The sequence below is a fragment of the Nocardioidaceae bacterium SCSIO 66511 genome, assembly GCA_023100825.1.
Classification (GTDB): Bacteria; Actinomycetota; Actinomycetes; order Propionibacteriales; family Nocardioidaceae; genus Solicola.
The window spans coordinates 462,659-482,188 of sequence record CP095846.1 but is presented as its reverse complement, the minus strand read 5'-3'; the positions used below and the strand labels follow the sequence as shown (position 1 = coordinate 482,188).

At 65.1% G+C, this 19,530-nt stretch carries 12 protein-coding genes; 3 read left to right on the top strand and 9 right to left on the bottom strand.

Translation table 11 applies throughout. The annotated features are described in order from the left end of the window. Positions 1–117 precede the first annotated feature (117 nt). The 5 genes from MU582_02275 to xsc form a co-directional block, all read right to left on the bottom strand. Positions 118–1,893 carry an Ig-like domain repeat protein gene (locus tag MU582_02275; protein UPK75484.1) on the bottom strand — a complete coding sequence of 592 codons (1,776 nt, stop codon included), beginning with the start codon at positions 1,891–1,893 and terminating at the stop codon, positions 118–120. Between the two features lie 76 nt (positions 1,894–1,969). Then, positions 1,970–3,931, bottom strand: coding sequence for an Ig-like domain repeat protein (locus tag MU582_02270; protein UPK75483.1), 1,962 nt, complete (start codon positions 3,929–3,931; stop codon positions 1,970–1,972). A gap of 136 nt (positions 3,932–4,067) precedes the next feature. Further along, positions 4,068–6,032: an Ig-like domain repeat protein gene (locus MU582_02265; protein UPK75482.1), complete on the bottom strand. Its 1,965-nt coding sequence runs from the start codon at positions 6,030–6,032 to the stop codon at positions 4,068–4,070. Between the two features lie 192 nt (positions 6,033–6,224). After that, a complete protein-coding gene (locus MU582_02260; GenBank protein UPK75481.1) occupies positions 6,225–7,559 on the bottom strand; it encodes an Ig-like domain-containing protein in 1,335 nt (444 codons plus the stop codon). Between the two features lie 248 nt (positions 7,560–7,807). Continuing rightward, the gene (gene xsc / locus MU582_02255) at positions 7,808–9,598 is read right to left on the bottom strand and encodes a sulfoacetaldehyde acetyltransferase (GenBank protein UPK75480.1); all 1,791 of its coding nucleotides are present in this window, start codon (positions 9,596–9,598) and stop codon (positions 7,808–7,810) included. 153 nt (positions 9,599–9,751) lie between these two features. On the opposite strand from xsc, the gene MU582_02250 reads away from it, so the two are divergent. Genes MU582_02250 through MU582_02240 form a run of 3 tightly spaced genes read left to right on the top strand, consistent with a single transcriptional unit; the run spans position 9,752 to position 13,241 of the window. Next, the gene (locus MU582_02250; protein UPK75479.1) at positions 9,752–10,564 is read left to right on the top strand and encodes an IclR family transcriptional regulator; all 813 of its coding nucleotides are present in this window, start codon (positions 9,752–9,754) and stop codon (positions 10,562–10,564) included. Further along, entirely contained in the window at positions 10,561–11,565 is a 1,005-nt protein-coding gene (locus MU582_02245; protein UPK75478.1) for a MoxR family ATPase, read from the top strand. The genes MU582_02250 and MU582_02245 overlap by 4 nt, the downstream gene beginning before the upstream one ends. A gap of 5 nt (positions 11,566–11,570) precedes the next feature. After that, entirely contained in the window at positions 11,571–13,241 is a 1,671-nt protein-coding gene (locus MU582_02240) for a hypothetical protein (GenBank protein ID UPK75477.1), read from the top strand. Here MU582_02240 and MU582_02235 read toward each other — a convergent pair. The 4 genes from MU582_02235 to MU582_02220 all read right to left on the bottom strand — a co-directional run bounded on the left by MU582_02235 (position 13,238) and on the right by MU582_02220 (position 19,391). After that, a complete protein-coding gene (locus MU582_02235) occupies positions 13,238–14,605 on the bottom strand; it encodes an aspartate aminotransferase family protein (GenBank protein UPK75476.1) in 1,368 nt (455 codons plus the stop codon). The two genes, MU582_02240 and MU582_02235, sit on opposite strands and share 4 nt — an antisense overlap. Positions 14,606–14,728: 123 nt before the next feature. Next, complete coding sequence (locus tag MU582_02230) at positions 14,729–16,183, bottom strand: PLP-dependent aminotransferase family protein (protein UPK75475.1); 1,455 nt, start codon at positions 16,181–16,183, stop codon at positions 14,729–14,731. 519 nt (positions 16,184–16,702) lie between these two features. Next, positions 16,703–18,088, bottom strand: a complete 1,386-nt coding sequence (locus tag MU582_02225) for an MHS family MFS transporter (GenBank protein UPK75474.1) — start codon at positions 18,086–18,088, stop codon at positions 16,703–16,705. Between the two features lie 31 nt (positions 18,089–18,119). Next, entirely contained in the window at positions 18,120–19,391 is a 1,272-nt protein-coding gene (locus tag MU582_02220; GenBank protein UPK75473.1) for an iron-containing alcohol dehydrogenase, read from the bottom strand. Positions 19,392–19,530 lie beyond the last annotated feature (139 nt).

The window sequence follows — 19,530 nt, the reverse complement described above, 5'->3', positions numbered from 1 at the left end:
ATCGAGCATTCGGTTCCGCCGCCGATCGGAACCAGGGCCGGAAAGATCGGGAGCCGGACGGCTCGGCGAGGGGGGGGTTACCGAGACGTCCGGCTCACGGTCGGGCGAGTGGCGCGACTAGCGTCGCTTCACCACCCGGATCTTCACCTTGGCCGTGCCGGCCTTCATGGTCTTCGTACCCGCGTAACGGATCTTGACCTTCTTGGCACCTGCCGTCGGGAACTTCTTCAGCTTGAGCACTGCCCGGCCGTTACCGACCCATGCCCTGCCGACGACCTTCTTGCCGACCTTCGCGACCACGTTGCCCCGCGCCTTGAGACCCGGCACCTTCACCGTGACTCGCACGCGTGCACGCGTCTTCTTCGCAACCACCTTCTTGGTGGTGACCGAAGCGCGAACCTTCGACCTCGCCTTGGTCACCCGAAGGGCGACCTTGTCGGTCGACGGCTTGGACTTCGCATTGCCGAGGTAGCGAACCCGCAGCGCATGCTTGCCCGGCTTCAGCTTCTTCTTGCCGAGCTTGACCGTTGCGCGGCTCGACTTGTTCAGCTTGGCCGTACCCAGCGTCCGCTTGCCCTTGAACACGCGGACCTTGCCGGTCGCCTTCGGCGAGACCTTGACCTTCACCTTCGCCGGCTGGCCGTACGTGACCTTCGGCGCGGTGGCCGAGGTACGTGTCTTCGCCGGTGGCGTCGGCGCCTTGATGATCCGAACGCTGGTCAGCGCAGCGTCAGCATCGGCCGGCAGCGCACAGTCCATCGACACCGGGATGGTCTGATCCTCTTCGGTGACAACGCTTGCCTGCACCGTGAACGCTGCCGGCATCGTGATCGCCGCCGTGCCCGTTGCCTTCTTGGGGACGTCGATGGCGGGCATCGTTCCGGCCGTCGGCACGAGCCACGGTTCATCGACGGTGTCGGGAATCGCCGTCTGCGGCGCAGACAGACCGTCGATCGGGTAGTTCTTCGTCGCACCGCCGATCGTCACTCCGACAGCGGCGTCGTCAGACGAGCCTCCCGCCGTGACACCCTTCAGTAGATCCTTCGTGGCCGCGCGGAGACCCTCGGGAAGAGTGAGCGTGAGCTTCGCCTCGCGTTCCCCGATCGACCTGCCCGCGTTCACCGCCGACGGAACCATCAGCTGCGTGCGTACGCCGACCGCCTGCTCACCGAGGTTGATCGGATTCTCGGGATCGCCCGCCGTGACCTCGCAGGTGTACTGGTACGACTCGTCAACCGGCTTCTCAACGGCGATCGTGCCCAGCTTGCGATTCTTCGGGCCGGCGCAGTCCATGGTGGCGGGCAGGTCGCCCAGCTCGGGTGAGCGATACACCGTCGCGGTGACCTTGAACGCCTTGGGCATCGCCATGTCGATGATGCCGGAGGCGCCTGGTGGCACGTCGATCGCCGGCACATCGCCCTCTGTCGGAATGATCCACGGTTCGCCGACTTGCTGAGGTACGTCCAGCTTCGGCGACTCGAGGTTCGCGATCGGCAGGCTTTGGACTTTCCCGTTGATCGTCAGGTCGACCGCCGCATTCTTGGAGAAGCCGGAGGCCGCGTCGCCCTTCAGCATCTTGACGGTCGCGTCTCGCAGCTGCTCCGGCATCGTGAGCGTGATCTGCGTCTTGCGAGGCGGCACCGTGTCACCCGGGGCGACGCTCGCCGGCACTGCGACCTTTGCATTGATGCTGACGCCGTACGTACCGATATTGAGCCCACCGGCGACGACCTCGCATCGGTACATGAAGTCCTTGTTCAGTGGTATGTCTGCCGCCGACGCCGATGGCGCCGACGCGACGCCCACCAGACCGACCGCTCCCGCAACCATCGTCGCGGCGAGCGGAGTCGTACATGCGCGTCGTACGCGCGTTCGCAGTTCTGTGCGCTGCATGATTCTCCCCTGTGTATGCGTTCGATTGAAGATGGCCGGTGGGTGCGGACCGTCCAGCCGCACCCACCGGCGCTTGTCAGCGTCGCTTGACGACGCGGATCGTCAGCCGTCCCGCATCCCCCTTCACGGTCGCGTTGCCCGCGTACTTGACGACCAGCTTCTTCTTGCCGGGGTTGGCAAACTTCTTCACCCGCAACGTCAACATGCCCTTACGCACCTTGCCCTTGCCGATGACCTTGCCGCCCGAACGAATCGTCACCTTCCCGGCCGGCTTGACACCTGCCGCGCGTACCTTGACCCGAACCTTCGCGCGAGTCTTCTTCGCCACGACCTTCTTCGGTGCGACCTTCGCCGCGCGTACGGTCGACTTGGCCTTGGTCACCCGCAGCGTCGTCTTGGCCTTCGACGCCTTGAAGCCTCTACTGCCGGCGAACTTCACCTGCAGCTTGTGCTTACCCGGCTTCAGGGACGTACGACCGAGCTTCACGGTCGCCTTGCCCTTAGCAAGCTTCGCGGTGCCGAGCTTCCGCTTGCCCTTGAAGACCGACACCTTGCCCTTGGCCTGCTTGGACACCGTCACGTTGACCTTCGCCGGCTTGCCGTACGTAACCTTCGGCGCCATCGCCGTCGTCGTGGTCGGCGTGACCACCTGCGAGCTCACGATTTGCAGATCCTCGCCCTTGAAGGCATAGCAGTCCAGTCCGACAGACTTGATGATGCCGCCCAGGACACCCGGGTCGAGAATCGAGTCGATGAAGAACTTCTCCGGCATCGACACCACGAGCTTGCCCGACTCGGGTGCGGTCAGCTCCGGCAGCGCGCCCTTCACCGGAATCGCCACCCCGTCGGGCGAAACCGGCAGCGACATCGGCACCATCTCCGACTTCAGGCCGGTCAGTGGCACGTCGTACTCGTCGCCAGTCGCGGTCTCGGTGAAGTGCACATCGGAGGTCGCCTGACCACCGACGGCGGTCTGACCGAAGCCAGCGGTCTCCAGGGGCACGGTGTCACCGCCGCTTGCAACATCGTCGCCCGCGAGGAGCTCCGCCATCCCTTGCGGCATCTTCAGGTCGATCTCCTGCTCCGGAACAGTGAACTTCTCGCCCGGCGCGAGCCTCTTCGGCGCCTTCGCCCGCACATCGATCCGGAACGCGACATCGCCGCCCATCACGCGAGCGGTGAGATCGGTGATGCTCTCGTTGTACTCACCGTCTGGGTCGGGTTCACCAGCTTCGTTCGTCTTGACGTAAAACGCGCAGCGGTAGCGGATGTCGTTGACTTCTCCACGTGCGGTACGCGCCGGCTTGGTCACCGTGACCTTGATCGTTTTGGTGGACACACCCTCTTCACGGTCGGTCGTCGTGTAGGTGAACGAATCCGTCCCAGTGAAACCCTTATCCGGCACGTAGATCGCTTTATGCCCCACTGCTTTGAACGAATCGAAATCGTCGTCCTCGGTGAAGAAGGGCTTGACCGTCCCGTGTGACGGGTCGCCGTACGTGACGGTCAGGCCAGGCGAGTTCCAGATGAACGGTCCGTTGTCCTCGGAGTCACGCGCGTAGGGCCACAAATCGAGCGGCGTGTTTCGCTCGGTGGTGAACTCCAGATCGCGCATGACCGGCGACATGTTCGTGACGTCGAACGACACGGTCGCGACGTTGCTCTCCGCGCCGTCGGCGTCGACAGCCTTGTAGGTGAAGCTTCCGTCGCCGACCGGCGCAGAGCCCTGCACGAGGAGTTCCGCAGTGCTGCCATCGATGGTCACCGGCCCGGCCGGTGCGCCACCAGACGTTGGCTGGTCGACGATCTCGTACGTCAACGCGCCGCTCCCGCCGGTTGCGTTCAGATCGATCTCGATCTTGCCGGGGTAGTACGCCGACTGTCGGTACACGGGCTTCTCATATGTGACGTCCGAGGCAACCGGCGGCTCTGGTGCCGCGTTCGCTGCCGACGTCGTGACTGTCGTCGAGCCGACGACGAGCGCCGCTGACATTGCGCAGGCCAACAGGCCGCGTCTTATCCGATGTGATGTACGCATTCGGATGCGCACGCTCCCTCCAAAAGGGGGATGACTCGTTTCGCCATCCCCGTCGAACCCGAGACCAACGCGGCCACTGAGATTCGGTGACCGCACGGTGGTGCGCCCCACCGAGGTGGAGCGCACCACCGTTTGCTCAGCGTCGCCTGACCACCCGAATGGTCAACCGATCGGCGCCGGCCTTGGTGACGGCATTGCCTGCATATCTGACGGTCAGCTTCTTCTTGCCTGGCTTGGCGAACTTCTTCACCCGCAAGGTCAACGTGCCCTTACGCACCTTGCCCTTGCCGATGACCTTGCCGCCCGAACGAATCGTCACCTTTCCGCCCGGCTTGAGGCCTGCCGCGCGTACCTTGACCCGAACCTTCGCGCGAGTCTTCTTCGCCACGACCTTCTTCGGCGCCACCTTCGCCGCGCGTACCGTCGACTTGGCCTTGGTCACCCGCAACGTCGTCTTGGCCTTCGACGCCTTGAAGCCTCTACTGCCGGCGAACTTCACCTGCAGCTTGTGCTTACCCGGCTTCAACGACGTACGGCCCAGCTTCACAGTCGCCTTGCCCTTAGCAAGCTTCGCGGTGCCGAGCTTGCGCTTGCCCTTGAAGACCGACACCTTGCCCTTGGCCTGCTTGGACACCTTCACGTTGACCTTCGCCGGCTTTCCGTACGCGACCTTCGGCGCAGTGGCCTTCGTCGCCGTTGCCGCCTGCTGGACCACCTTGGAGCTGACGATTCTCAGGTCCTCGCCAGGGAAGGTGTAGCAGCGCAGTCCGACGAACTTGATGGCGCCACCGAGCACGCCGGGCTCGAGGATCGAGTCGATGAAGAACTGTTCCGGCATCGACACCACGACCTTGCCCGACTGCGGAGCGGTCAGCTCCGGCAGACCGCCGGTCACCGGAATCGTGATACCGGCAGAGGGCACCGGCAGCGACATCGGCATCATCTTCGACTTCAACCCGGACAACGGCACGTCGTACTCCTCACCCGTGGCCGTCTCCGTGAAGTGCACATCCGACGTCGCCTGACCACCGACGGCGGTCTGCCCGAAGCCTGCGGTCTCCAGCGGAACGTCGCCGTTGATGATGTCGTCGCCCGCGAGCAGTTCCGCCATGCCTTGCGGCATCTTCAGGTCGATCTCCTGCTCCGGCACCGTGTACTTCTCGCCCGGCGCGAGCGTCTTCGGCGCCTTCGCCCGAACGTCGATCCGGAATGCGACGTCACCGCCCATCACGCGGTCGATCAGCTTCGTCGTGTCCTCGTTGTACTCACCGTCCGGATCGACCTGGCCGCTTTCGTTCGTCTTCACGTAGAAGGCGCAGCGATACCGGATGTTGTTGACCTCACCGCGCGCGGTCGGGGCCGGCTCCGTGACGTTCACCGTGACGGTCTTCGTCGTCGACTGGCCGTCCTTGTCCAGCGCGGTGTAGGTGAACGAGTCTTCTCCGACGTATCCGTCGTCGGGGACATAGGTCGCCTTGTGTGCAACCGTGGCGAACAGGGGAAGGTCGTCGTCCTCGTTGAAGAACGGTTCGACTGTCCCGTGGGCGGGATCGCCGTACGTGACCCTGTGCTCCGGAACGCCCCAGAAGAACGGTCCGGCGTTCTCGGCATCGCGGGCGAAGGGCCAGATGTCGAGCGGAGTGTCCTGCTCGGTGCTGAACTGCAAGTCGCGCGTCAGCGGCAGGATGTCCGAGACCTCGAATGACACTGTTGCCACGTTGCTCTCGGCACCGTCAGCATCGACCGCCTTGTACGTGAAGGTGGCCGGCACATCGATCGGAGCGCTGACCTTCATCTCGATGGTCGCGACATCGCCGTCGATCGTCGCGGTGCCGTGCACCGTGCCATCGATGCTGGGTTGATCAACGATCTGGTAGGTCAGGCTGCCGTTGCCACCGCTGGCCTCCAGGTCGACGCTGACCGGATTGGGACGCCCGCTCGAGGGTCGATGGACCGGATCGGACACGGTGACGTCCGCGGCGACCGGATCGGCGGGTGCGCCGTTTGCGGCCGTGGTGGTGATTGTTGTGGAACCGACGACGAGTGCGGCGGCCGTTGCGCAGATCAACAGACCGCGCTTGAGCCGACGTGATGCACGCATTTTCACGTGGTGCTCCCCTGTGAGACGCAGAGAGGACCGATGTCCTCCCCTGGATCCCGAGATCCGTGACTACCGTCACATCGGGTGACACTACGACTTGCTACTACGGTTGCGTAACTAGTAGTTACTCCTCGGTTGACTTTCGTTATGGATTCGTAACTCGGATCGAGGTTTGAGAGTCGGGGTTTTTGGTCAGTCCCGTACGACCGCGACGCGGGCGATCCGCAACCGCTCGCCATGCGCGGCATAACAGCGCAGACCGACCGAGTCATCACGTCCGCGTAGGCCCGGATCGAGTGACAGATCGACGAGGAAGACCTGCGGAAGCGTCACCTCGACCGCCCCCGTACCCGGCGCCCGCAGCGCGGGCGGCGAACCGGTGAGACGCATCGTCAGGTCCTCCGACCGCGTGTTCACCGGCTCCGCCTCGAGACCGTCGACTGCGAACCCACGGGAACTGCCGGAGGGCAACCGACGCACTTGAACCGACAGATCCGCGCTCGCCGCCACCGACGACTGCGCGAACCCGACCTCCCGGAGGCCCCGCTCGCCACCGACCGGGGCGCCTGCCAGCAGATCGGCGAAGCCCTGTTCGGGCCGGAGCGTCACCCACGGGTCTCGCAGCTCGTACTCTTCTCCCGGCCCGATCTGTTGCGGAGCCTCGGCTCCGGCAGCGACGTTGATCATCAGGTCGCCGCCGAGGTATCGCGACAGCCGTCGCGTTGCCTGCGCGTCGTACCTGCCGTCGGCATCGGTACGCGCGTCACCGTCGGTTCTCACGTTCAGCGCACACCGGTACCGAACACCTCTGGCCTCACTTGCTGCAGCGTCAGCTCCATCGACGACATCGACCGATACGGTGCTGGACGACTTCGTGCCGTCCTCGTCGGTGAACGTGTACTTGAACGAGTCGGCGCCGACATAACCCGAGTCGGGCACATACACGACCTTGTGGTCGATGTCGGCGAACTCGGGTTCGCTGCCGTTCGCACCGAAGAACGGCTCGATGGTGCCGTGCTCGGGGTCCGAGTACGTGAGCCGGTTCTTCTCCCGACGCCACACGAACGGCCCGCCGCTCTCCGCGTCGCGGGCGTACGGCCAGATGTCCAGCGGCTCGTCCCGGCTGGTGGTGAGGGCAAGGGCACGGGTCAACGGCTTACGGTTCGCGATCTCGAACGCGACGGTCGCCTCGTTGCTTCGGGTGCCGTCACGACCGACTGCGACGTACCCGAAGTGGGCGTCCCCGACCGGCGCATCGGGGTCGATCGACAACGTCGCCTGGGTTCCCGAGACCTCGGCGGTGCCGACCGTACCCTCTTCGGTGGTCGGCTGGGTGACTATCTCGTACCTGTCCACACCGTCGCCCTCGTCGCCCGCGAGGTCGACCACGGCGGTGCGTGTCTCGTACGGCGTGGCCCGATAAACCGCACCCGTGTACGAGATGTCTTCGGCGACGGGGGCCGCGGTCGTCGCATTGGTGATGGCGGCCGCCACGACCGTCAGCGTCACCGTGGCGGAAAGGGCCATGACGAACCGTCGCCCCAACTGCCTCTGGTAGGCGCGGACCATCATGCTCCCTCAGGTCTCCAACCGGACGACAAGGAGAGCTGCCCTCGGCCTCCCTCCGAGTCCCGAGAGAGCATGGCGCACGCGCCATGCATGTGGATCCTACGACACCCTGGGATCACCACCGGCCCGGCTCGCGGCCCAACCCTTCCATCGACGACGAAACGGCCCACCCCGCAATGGGATGGGCCGTCTCGAGGTCTCCGCCGTTACTGGAAGTCCTGGTACTTCTCGAGCAGCCGTACCGGCTTGGACAACGCGTCACGCCGGAAAGGATCTCCGAGCTCTCGCGTGCACATGATCTCGATGACCGTGGTCTTGCGCTCCGTCAGCTGCGCCTCGACCGCTCGGGTCAGCGCAGCACCGACATCGTCGAGTTTCTCTACGACGATGCCCTCTGCACCCATTGCCTGCGCGATACCGGCGAAACTCTGGTTGTCGAGCTCGCCGGCAACGAACCTCCGGTCGTAGAAGTCGACCTGGTTCTTCTTTTCCGCACCCCACTGCCGGTTGTGGAACACGACGGCCGTGACAGGTATGTCGTGACGTACTGCAGTCATGATCTCGCCCATGCTCATACCCCATGCGCCGTCGCCCGCGTACGCGATCGCAGGCCGCTCCGGTGCTGCGGCTTTTGCGCCGATGATCGTCGGCAGGGCGTAGCCGCAGTTGCCGAAGCTCATCGGGGCAAGGAAACTCCGCGGCTTCTCGAACCGCAGGTAGCTGTTCGCGACCGAGTTGATGTTGCCGATGTCGGTCGAGACCATGACGTCCTCCGGCATCGCCTTCTCCAGCTCGCGCAGGACTTGGCGCGGGTGGAGCCAGTTGCCCTCCTCCTGCTCGGCTTCGGCGATCGCGTCGAGGCTGAAATCGTCTCGTTCGTGCGTCCAGCCGTCGAGCTCCTGCTCCCAGGCTTCCTTCTCCGCACGGATCGTCTCGGCGCGGTCATCGCGCGTCGCATCGCACGCGAGGGTACGTTCGCGGAGCCGCTCGCTCAGAGCGACGGCAGTTGCCTTCGCGTCACCGCAGATGCCGACCGTGATCTTCTTGACCAGGCCGAGCATCCGGTGGTCCGCGTCGATCTGAATGATCTTGGCCTCGGTCGGCCAGTAGTCAAGACCGTGCTGCGGCAGAGTGCCGAACGGGCCGAGTCGGGACCCCAGCGCGACGACGACATCCGCCTGCGAGATCAGCTTCATCGCCGCTTTGGACCCTTGGTAGCCGAGCGGCCCACACCACTGCGGATGACTCGCGGGGAATGAGTCGTTGTGCAGGTAGCTGTTGACGACCGGCGCACCAAGACGCTCCGCGAGCACGCGGCACTCGTCGACGCCATCGGCCATGACGACACCGCCACCGGAGATGATCACCGGGAACCTGGCCTCGGCGAGCAGATCTGCCGCATCGTTCAGGCTCTGCTCACCGCCTGCGCCCCGATCGAGCCGCTGTGGCTGCGGGATCTCGACGTTGATGTCGCCGTAGAAGTAGTCGCGCGGGATGTTGAGCTGAGTCGGACCGATCTCGGACATGGCGCGATCGAAGCAACGTCCGGTCAACTCGGCCATTCGTGCCGGGTTGTTCACGTGGACCTGGAACTTGGTGAACTCCTGGAACATCGGCAGCTGGTTCGCCTCCTGGAAACCACCGAGGCCCATTCCCATCGTTCCCGCCTCCGGCGTGACGATCACAACCGGGCTGTGCGCCCAGTACGCCGCGGCGATCGCGGTGACGCAGTTGCTGATCCCGGGGCCGTTCTGCCCGATCACCACGCCATGCCTGCCACTGACCCGCGCGTACCCGTCGGCCATGTGTGCGGCGCCCTGCTCGTGCACCACGGGCACGAGACGCATACCCGCGGGCGCGAAGATGTCCATCGCGTCCATGAAGGCCGAGCCCATGATGCCGAAGATGTCCGTCACGCCATTCGCGGCCATCGTCTCGACGAATGCCTCCGACGGCGTCATCCGCTGCGGGCCACCGGCGCCGCTCTTGTCCGTCATCTCGAGTCCTCTCCGCGTCAAATCTCGAAAACCTGTATGATCTATCTCTGAAACTGAAATTTGAGTCGACTATACGGATGAGCCGCAGAGTGCGTCAACGCATGCTTGCGGCACGATGAGATTCGACCGCCGAATCGACGACCCGGGAGCCCCATGCCACGCACCGACGGACGCATCGCAGAGCCGGCACCCGTCGAGCTCGCCGGTGACACACCGACCATGCGGCTGTTCGCCTTGCTCGAGCTGATCGCTGCCAAGGACGAGTTCGTATCTCTGCAGGGGCTCGCCGAGGAGACCGGCACCCCGAAGCCGACCCTGCACCGGATGCTGCAACAGCTCGAAAGCGCCGAGCTCCTGGTACGACAGAGCGACGGTCGGCACTACGGCACGGGCGCCCGATTACGCCGGCTGGCAGAAGACATCCTGCTCAACGCAACGCAGTACGGAGCACGCCACGCAGTCCTGAGCGCCCTCGTTGATGAGATCGGCGAGGCTTGCAACCTCACAACGCTTTCCGGCAACGAGGTCGTGTATCTCGACCGGGCCGAGACGCCCGAGCCCCTCCGCTTCCACCTGCACCCGGGCTCGCGAGTGCCGGCGCACTGCTCCGCAACCGGCAAGATGCTGCTCTCTCAACTAGGTCCGCAACAGCAGCGCAAGCTGCTCGGCCACGCTCCCCTGAAGAAGCACACGCCTAAGACCATCGTTGACCTCGACGACTTGGAGCAAGACCTCAAGCAGGCAAGGCGCAACGGCTACGCGATCGACGACGAGGAGTTCCTCCCCGGTTTGGTCTGCGTCGCCGTATTGGTCCCGCACGAATCGGGACGTACGAACCTGTGCCTTGCTACGCAGGCGCCCGTCATGCGGTTCCAGGCGGACGACGCATCGCGCGTACTCCCTGCGCTGCGGCGCGCGGCAGCCACCCTGAGCACCATCGAGTCCGAGGGCAGCACGAACCGATGACCATCGACCTGAACGAACCGAGCGTCGACCTGCGCGGCACAGAGCCGACAACGACCATCGCGGTACGCGACGTCTTCGGCATCGACTCCGACCTGCGTGTCCCGGCGTTCGCATACCGCGACGAGCACGTGCCTGAGATCGACTCGGCCTACAAGTTCAACCGCGATGCCACCCTCGCGCTACTCGCCGGCTTCGCCCACAACCGCCGAGTTCTCGTGCAAGGTATGCACGGCACCGGAAAGTCGACGCACGTCGAGCAGGTCGCTGCGCGGCTGAACTGGCCGTGCGTACGCCTCAACCTGGACGGTCACATCAGCCGACTCGAGCTACTCGGACGCGATCGGATCGTGCTCGAAGATGGTCAGCAGGTGACCCGCTTCGAGGACGGCATCCTGCCTTGGACCGTGCAACGCCCCGTTGCCCTGGTGCTCGACGAGTACGACGCCAGTCGCCCCGACGTCATGTTCGTGATCCAGCGACTGCTCGAACGCGCGGGCAAACTGACGCTGAGCGACCAGAACACCGTACTCACGCCGCATCCGTACTTCCGGATGTTCGCGACCTCGAACACCGTCGGGCTCGGCGACTTGAACGGGATGTACTACGGCGTGCAGCGACTGAACCATGCCCAGCTCGATCGCTGGGACATCGTTGCCTCGTTGGGCTATCTGGCTCCCGCGGAGGAGTCGGCGATCGTGGCGGCGCGCGTACCCGCCGTTGTCGACCGGCTCGGTCCCACACTCATCGATGCGATGGTGACCGTCGCCGGATTGACCCGCGACAGCTTCCGAGCCGGCGACATCTCCACCCTGATGTCGCCTCGCACCGTCATTTCGTGGGCCGAGAACGTCGAACTGTTCGGTGATATCGACACCGCGTTCCGGCTCTCCTTCGTGAACCGATGCGACGAAGCCGAGCGTCCGCTCGTTGCGGAGCTCTTCCAACGTTGCTTCGACCGAGAACTCGACGGGAGCGCCCCGGGCTCGGCCGCGGGGCAGTAGTGCCGATGACGGTCGACTGGGACGACCTACGCGGCGCGACGGTCCGCGCCGTGAGCGCCGAACCGTCCGCAGACCTGGACGGCTTCGTCGTACGCGCCGACGGCGTACGGGTGCCGATCGCCGCGCCACACGTACACGTTGACGGCGACGCCGAGGCCGGTTCACAGCGCGGGTCTGCCGACGGGATCGCCCTTCGACTACTCCGGTCCGACCCCGAGCTCCACCGAAGGTTACAGCCGTCGAATCCGGTCGTGGCATGGATCTTCGAGGTGCTCGAGCAGTTACGTGTCGAGTCGCTTGTCGGCGCATCGCTGCCGGGTGTCACGACGAATCTGCGACATCGCTACGTACGCTGGTGTCTCGCTGTTCATGGCTCGGGCGTCACGTCGACCGCTTCGGGGCTACTCCTGTACACGACCGTCGAGATCTGCCGCGCCCGCATCACACAGCAGCCCGTCGTCGAGCAGACCGAAGACCTGCTCGAGGGCAACCGCGCTGCGTTATCGCCCCTGATCGGGTCCGCCGTTGCGTCGCTGCGCTCTGCGCGTACAGACCAGGCGCGATACGCGGAGCTGGCAATCGAGATCGGCGAGCGCGTATCCGAGCTGTTGGACGAGGACGTGATCGACGCGGCAACGAACGGTGAGTCCACCTCGCTGACCCTGTACCTCGATCCCTCCTCGGCCGCCCGAACACCCCGAGTATCCGCACGCCGGCACCGTCAACGAGGTCGGCCCGAGCATGCCTATCGTGCCTTCGACACCACCTACGACCGACAGCACGACATCCACGACCTGGTACGTACTGCGCAGCTCGAGCAGCTACGGCACCAGCTCGACGAACGTGTTCAGGTCTCCGGCTTGAACGTGCGACGACTCGCCCGTGACCTGTACCGATTGTTTCGTGAGCCGCGTACGAACGGATGGTCCGGGGGACATGAACACGGCTACGTCGACGGCTTACGGCTGAGCAGCCTCGTCACGTCGCCGGACGCGCACGACATCTTCGTCCAGGCAGGAGTCGAGCTCGAACCACGGAGTCGCGTCAGCATTCTGGTCGACTGCTCGGGCTCGATGAAGCCGCAGCTGGAGCACGTCGTCGTCTTCGTCGACGTTCTCGGGCACGCACTCACGCTCGCCGGCATACCCACCGACATCCTCGGGTTCACGACCGGCGCGTGGAACGGCGGACGCACGTTGCGTGAATGGCAACGTGCGCGAGAGCCCCGTATGCCCGGCCGGCTCAATGAGCTGTCTCATCTCGTCTTCAAGGACGCCGATGTCCCATGGCACAAAGGCCGATCGGGAGTCGCCGGCCTACTTCGAACCGACCTGTTCCGAGAGGGAATCGACGGCGAGGCGATCCAGTGGGCCTGCTCGCGAATGCCCGCGGACAGCGGTCGCCGAGTAGTGATCGTCGTCTCCGACGGCAGTCCGATGGACTCTGCAACCGCACGCGCCAATGGGGACGAGTATCTGGACGACCACCTACGCTCTACGATCGCCGCGCAGGAACGACGAGGCACCGAGGTGATCGGGGTCGGGATGGGCATTGATCTGCTTACCCGTTACTACCCGCGGTCGCTCGCACTCGACCTCAACGAAGACATCTCGATGAGAACGTACCGTGAACTGCTCACGTTGATCGGAGCCCGCGGGAGCGTAACCCCCAACTAGGCAACATGCGCGTCCACGGCCGTGAGCACGCCATCGACCTTGTCCAGTAGGTCATCGAGCACCGTCTGGTCGGATACCAGCGGCGGCGAGAGCATCAGCATCGTCGCGCCGCGGTCGTCGGGCCGGGTGATGAGACCGACGTCGCTCATAGCTCGCGGCATGACCTCACGGATGAGCTCGACCGACTGGCTCGCCGTCAGCTCTCGGTGGGCGTCACGGTCGCCCATCAGCTCGAGCGCATAGAAGAACCCGGTGCCGCGCCACTCGCGCACGCTGCGATGCGCATTCCGCAGACCGTCAAGGCCCGACTGGAAGTGCGGCTCCAGCGCGCGTACGTGCGCCGGCACCTGTTCGTCGCGCAGTGCGGTGAGGTTCGCAACCGCGACCGACGTCGACACGGGATGACCGCCCCACGTGGCCCCGTGGCTGAACATCCCGGCTGCCGGCGACTCGAGTAGCTGGTCGACATGCGGTCTCCGGACGAGTACGCCACCGAGCGGCGCGTACCCCGAGGTCGATCCCTTCGCGAACGTGATCAGATCGGGTACGACGCCGAACTTGGTCGACCCGAACCATTCGCCGAGCCGACCGAAACCGCAGATCACCTCGTCGGCGACCAGAAGGATTCCGTACTCGTCACACAGGGCACGCAGTTCCTGCCAGTATCCGTCCGGCGGCACCAGGGCGCCGCGCGAGTTCTGTACGGGCTCGGCGAACAACGCAGCAACGGTCTCAGGGCCGGCATCCTCGATGGTCGCGCGAATCGCCTGAATGCTCGGGAGGTCGGCGGCGCTCCCGCCGTCGGGAATCTCCTCCCCAAGGGTATTCGGCACCCGGAGAACCCCCGGCATCAGCGGACCGAAGGGCTCTTTGTACGAAGGGATTCCGGTCACAGCGAGCGCACCGAGCGTCGTGCCGTGGTACGCCATGTCTCGGGCGACGATCTGCGTACGAGACGCATCCCCTCGACTGCGGTGGTATTGGCGTACGAACTTGATTGCGGACTCGACCGCTTCCGAACCCGAGTTGACGAAGAAGGTCACGTCGAGGTCACCTGGCGCGAGCTCCGCGATCTGCGTGGCGGCGTCGACGGCCGCCGGATGTGCGGCGCCCCAGTTCGTCCAGTAGGCGAGCTCCTCCATCTGCTTGGTTGCCGCGGCAGGGATGTCGGTACGCCCGTGCCCGATGTTGACACAGAAGAGCCCAGACAACCCGTCCAGGAAACGGTTGCCGCGATCGTCGAACAGATAGCTTCCCTCGCCGCGCACGATCATCGGAATGGAGTCGGCCTGCCATGCCTGTCCCCGGGTGAAGTGCGGAAACAGATGCCGTTGCGCGCGGGCACGGAGATCGGATCGCGTCATGGTGGGCCCTCCAACTCGGCCGACGGGTGTTCGCCAACTGTGGCCCATCGCAGTGGGTTGGTTGAAGGTCCACCCATCGGCCAGTTCGTGGGTACCAGGCCGAGCGCGCTTCGACGGGGCGGCTCAGCTGCGCAACAGCACCCGAGCGAACTCGTGTACGCCCGGGGCGATCGACTCGAGGTCGATCGCCGAGAATCCGAGTCGGAGGTGGTTTCGGTTCGCCTCCGGGTCGGCGAAAAAGATGTCGCCGCGTTCAATCACCACACCGGCCTCGAGACAACGCTCGGCCAGGTCGACACCGTCGACCTCCGGCGGGGCCTTCAGCCAGATGCTCACACCGCCCGGCGGCGGGTTGATCGGCCAGTCGAGCTCGTCGCGCAACGCGTCGCGCAGCCGAGTCCACTTGCGCTGCAGGTCGGTTCGGCGACGGCGGATCGTGCGTCGGTACTGCCCGTTCTCGATCAGCAGCGCCATCGCCCGCTGGGTCTGCCCCGCCGCATGGCGTACGCGGTAGCGCCGTTGGTTGCGTACCTCCGCAATCAGCTCGGGCTCCGCCACCATGTAGCCGAGCCGTAGCCCAGGGGCCAGGAACTTCGAGAACGTGCCGAGATAGACCACGCGCTGACTTCCGGGCAAGGCCTTCAGCGCGGGCGTCGGGCTTCCCTGGTACCTGAATTCGCTGTCGTAGTCGTCCTCGATGATCAGGGAGCGCGAGCGTTCGGCCATCGCCAGCAGCGCCTGCCGACGACCGATCGACAGCGTGACGTTCGTCGGACTGTGGTGGCTGGGCGTCAGGTAGACCACGTCGATGCCGTCGAGATCGCGCGGCGGGACGAGCCCGCTGTCGTCGACGTCGATCGGCGCGAACGCGGCGCCGGCGCGTACGAAGATGTGCCACGCGTCGAGGTAGCCGGGATTCTCGACGCCGACAGTACGATCGGGTCCGAGCAATGAATGTGCGAGCAGGTCGAGTCCTTGTTGCGATCCGAGCGTGATCAGCACATTCTCGGGACCGACCTCGATCCCTCGCGACGGCAGAACGTGCTTGCACAACGACTCGACCAGCATCGGGTCGTCTTCGTCGACGCCGTCGCGCAGGCTGAAGTGCAGATGCGGCTTGTCGAGCGCGTCCCGTAACGCCCGAGACCACGCCAGCCGAGGAAAGGAGTCGGGAGCGACCTGGCCGGCGATGAACGGATACGGATATCGGTACCAGTCACGAACCTTGGCGATCTGCGGCATCGCGGTGTCGGCTCTGCGCACAATGTGCTCGGACCAGTCGACGGGGGCCTCCCGCAGCCGGTCGCCGGGCGGGTCCAACGGCACCGTGATCTCGGCGTTGACGAAGAACCCCCGGCGCGGCCGCGCCTCGATGAAGCCCGCGGCAAGCAACTCCTGGTACGCGGTGTTGACCGTGTTGCGAGACACGCCGAGCTCACGGGCGAGCTCACGCGACGACGGCAGCGGCAACCGCGGATCGATCGCCCCGTTGGCGATCTGATGCTCGATCGCATCGCGCAGCTGCTCGTACAGCGGCTGATCAGCGTCGCGCCTGATCGAGATCGGGGTTCGCGTCATGATCCATTCTGACCCAGTTGGTCGGCCATCGGTTGGGGTGCGTACTCGGCCTTTCCGCTTCTACCGTGCGACTGCCCGACTGCCCGTTTCGGCCCCGCTGTCGGCTTTCCCTGCCGCTCAGTTGGGCAAAAGACGCGGCAACGCGGGGATCCGCAGCTACGGGCTGGGCTGCTTGCCGGCTTTCGCCTTCCGGTTGGTTTCTGCAGGGTCGGTGGGTGGTGGTTTACCAAGTAAACATGGTGAAACTCCACTCTGCACGGCAGATACACCGTGCAAAGTGATAGGTTGCCATGCCCGCTGGTACGCCAGCGACAACTGGTACGGATGTGACATCGAAACCGAACGTTACCCTGACCCCATATTAAGGTGACGGGACAGCCGCCAAGCGACCGAACCGAAGTGGCGGCTGCGCGCGTCGCCGGGTCTTTTGCCCAGCCGAAGTATCGGGAAGGCCGGCAGCGAGCAGGAACCACTTGGCCACGGAGCCCGCCAGTGAGCCAAGGCCGCACCACCCAGCGCTCACGTCCCGAGACCGGCGCGCGGACTGTCGTCGAGGGCGATCTCCCCGACGGGCTCCGGGTCGATCTGCTCTCCGTCCGCGCTCACGGTCGGCATGATCTCCTTGCGGTACGTCTCCGGCATGTGCGAAACGACCGCCAGGCTGAAGACGCCGATCACGACCATGTAGGTAGCGAACAACCACGGTTCGCCGTCCAGCCACCCGATCAGCGAGGCGCCGATCAACGGTGTCAGTCCGCTCGCGTAGATGCCGGAGAACTGGTAGACCGATCCGATGCCGGTGTAGCGAACGCGAGTATCGAACATCTCCGACCACATCGCTGCGAGCGGCGCGTAGATCGCGGCGTAGATGACGCCGAGCCCGAGGGCGATGCTCAGCCAGATCAGCGGCGTAGACCCGGTACGAATCAGCGCGAGAGACGGGAAGGTGTACAAGACGATCGCCACGACGCCCGCACTGTAGACGCGTTTACGCCCGAATCGGTCGGACAGGTGTCCGTAAACCGGCGTGAGCACGCATCCGATCGCCGCGCCGATCGCAATACCGTTCAGCACAACGGACTTCGATACCCCGACATCGGAGGTCGCGTAACTCACTGCGAGCACTGCGTACGCATTGAAGACGAGGCCCTCGATCCACCGCGTGCCCATGCCCTGGAGCAACTGTTTGCGGTGGGTCCGAAGCAGCTCGGCGAACGGGATCTTCGCCTCGTCCTGCGCCGCCTGGACCTTGGCGAACGCGGGCGTCTCCATCACCTTGAGCCGCACGTACAGTCCGACCGCGGCGAGCACGATCGTGCTCAGGAACGCGATCCGCCAAGCCCACGCGTCGAACTGCGCATCGGGAATGAACGAGAGTGCGCTGAACATCAGCGAGGCGAGCAACAGTCCGCCCGGAACACCCACCTGTGGCCAGCTGCCGTAGAAGCCCCGCCGCCCACGCGGCGCGTACTCGACAGCCATCAGCACTGCGCCGCCGTACTCGCCACCGACGCCGATTCCCTGCAGAACCCGCATGACCACGAGGAGGATCGGCGCCAGTACGCCGACCTGGTCGTACGTCGGCAGCAGGCCGATGACGAAGGTCGAAACACCCATGATCGCGAGGGTGAGGATCAACATCTTCTTGCGGCCGACTTTGTCGCCGAGATGTCCGAATATGACGGCGCCGACAGGGCGGGCCAGGAAGCCGACGGCGAACGTGCCGAACGCGACCAGGGTTCCGACGGAGTCCGGGAGGTTCGAGAAGAACAACCGGTTGAACACGAGCGCAGCGGCCGTGCCATAGATGAAGAAGTCGTACCACTCGATGGTCGCGCCGATCGCCGAGGCGAAGGCGACTCTTCGTACCGAGACCTGTTCTCTTGCGGGAGAGGTGCTGCTCATCGGAAGCTCCTAGGGGCCGGGGACGGGTGCACTACAGAGATGCGGTGAAGATCTCCCCCAGGTCTTCACGTGTCACGGGTCGCGGTACGACGGCGAGCTGACGCGTCTGCTTCAACGTGCCCTCGACGAGCTCGTCGATGTCGTCACGGGTGTATCCGAAGCTGCGCAGGCCGACGGGCATTCCGATGTCGCGCATCAGCTCCTGCAGGACCTGCGGAAGCGCGTCCCTTCCGTCGGTCGAGGTGAAGGTTCCACCGGACAGCAGTTCCGCGGCGCGTAGGTGCCTGGCCGGATCGGCCGGATACGTCCAACGGAAGACCTCGGCTGCGGTGGACGAAACCGCTTGCCCGTGCGGAACCATGGGCATCGGCGGATAGTCGCGCGCTTGGTAGTCGCGCACGGCGCCGGCAACGGGATATGCGTTGGCATGTGGAAGGTGCGTTCCCGCGTTCCCGAACCCCGTTCCGGCGTACGTCGACGCGAGCGCCATCTGGTAGCGCGCCTCGATATCGCGGCCGTTCAGAACCGCGCGTCGGAGGAATCGGCCGACGAGCCCGAGCGCCATCTCGCACCAGACATCGCTGATCGGGTTCGACCCGCAGAACGCTGGCCTAGTCATCGGATCGGCGGGCGCCGGTTTGGCATCGAACTGCACGCTGGTGTAGCTCTCCAGTGCATGCGAAAGCACGTCCATGCCGCTCGCTGCAGTCACGGCGGGCGGCATCGTCACGGTCGTGAGCGGATCGATGATCGCGAGGGCAGGGCGCAGACTCGGATGGCTGACACCTGCCTTGAGGTGTAGCCCGAGGAGGTCCACGACACAGATCGTCGTCGACTCCGAGCCGGTGCCGGCCGTGGTGGGCACGGCGATGAGCGGTTTCAGCGGCAACCAAGGCGTCTTGCCCTCACCGATCGGCGGCGTCACGAAGTCCAGCAAGGTGCCCGGGTGAGTCGTGAGCAGGTTGACGGCCTTCGCCGTGTCGATGACCGAACCGCCACCTACGGCGACGAAGCAGTCCCATTCCTGGTCCCGCGCGAACTCGACAGCGGCATCGATGCTCTCGTCGGTCGGCTCGGTCGCAACGCCGTCGTAGACCTCGGCTTTGACGCCGGCGCTGGCGAGAGAGTCCCGCACCCGATCCGCGGTGCCCGTCTGTCGTACGCGGGGATCAGTCAGGACCAGGCATCGAGTCACTCCGCGCGCCGCGGCCTCTGCGCCGATCTCGTCGAGTGCTCCGAGGCCGAACTTGAGCGGCGGCGCCGCCCAGGTGAACACGCTCTCATTGCTCGTATCTGATCCCATCGAACGTCCCTTCACTATGTGGTCGCTGTAGCCACATAGTGAGGCACACTAGAACGAGATCAGCTCGCTGTGAACCCCGTCACCCGGAAATTCTTCATTCGCAGAGCATGCGGGAACGCCTGTACGCCGCCTGTCCCCA

Coding starts and splice junctions, on each gene's coding strand:
- MU582_02275 (UPK75484.1), bottom strand. CDS start 1,893: ATGCAGCGCACAGAACTGCGAACGCGCGTACGACGCGCATGTACGACT.
- MU582_02270 (UPK75483.1), bottom strand. CDS start 3,931: ATGCGTACATCACATCGGATAAGACGCGGCCTGTTGGCCTGCGCAATG.
- MU582_02265 (UPK75482.1), bottom strand. CDS start 6,032: ATGCGTGCATCACGTCGGCTCAAGCGCGGTCTGTTGATCTGCGCAACG.
- MU582_02260 (UPK75481.1), bottom strand. CDS start 7,559: ATGGCCCTTTCCGCCACGGTGACGCTGACGGTCGTGGCGGCCGCCATC.
- xsc (UPK75480.1), bottom strand. CDS start 9,598: ATGACGGACAAGAGCGGCGCCGGTGGCCCGCAGCGGATGACGCCGTCG.
- MU582_02250 (UPK75479.1), top strand. CDS start 9,752: ATGCCACGCACCGACGGACGCATCGCAGAGCCGGCACCCGTCGAGCTC.
- MU582_02245 (UPK75478.1), top strand. CDS start 10,561: ATGACCATCGACCTGAACGAACCGAGCGTCGACCTGCGCGGCACAGAG.
- MU582_02240 (UPK75477.1), top strand. CDS start 11,571: ATGACGGTCGACTGGGACGACCTACGCGGCGCGACGGTCCGCGCCGTG.
- MU582_02235 (UPK75476.1), bottom strand. CDS start 14,605: ATGACGCGATCCGATCTCCGTGCCCGCGCGCAACGGCATCTGTTTCCG.
- MU582_02230 (UPK75475.1), bottom strand. CDS start 16,183: ATGACGCGAACCCCGATCTCGATCAGGCGCGACGCTGATCAGCCGCTG.
- MU582_02225 (UPK75474.1), bottom strand. CDS start 18,088: ATGAGCAGCACCTCTCCCGCAAGAGAACAGGTCTCGGTACGAAGAGTC.
- MU582_02220 (UPK75473.1), bottom strand. CDS start 19,391: ATGGGATCAGATACGAGCAATGAGAGCGTGTTCACCTGGGCGGCGCCG.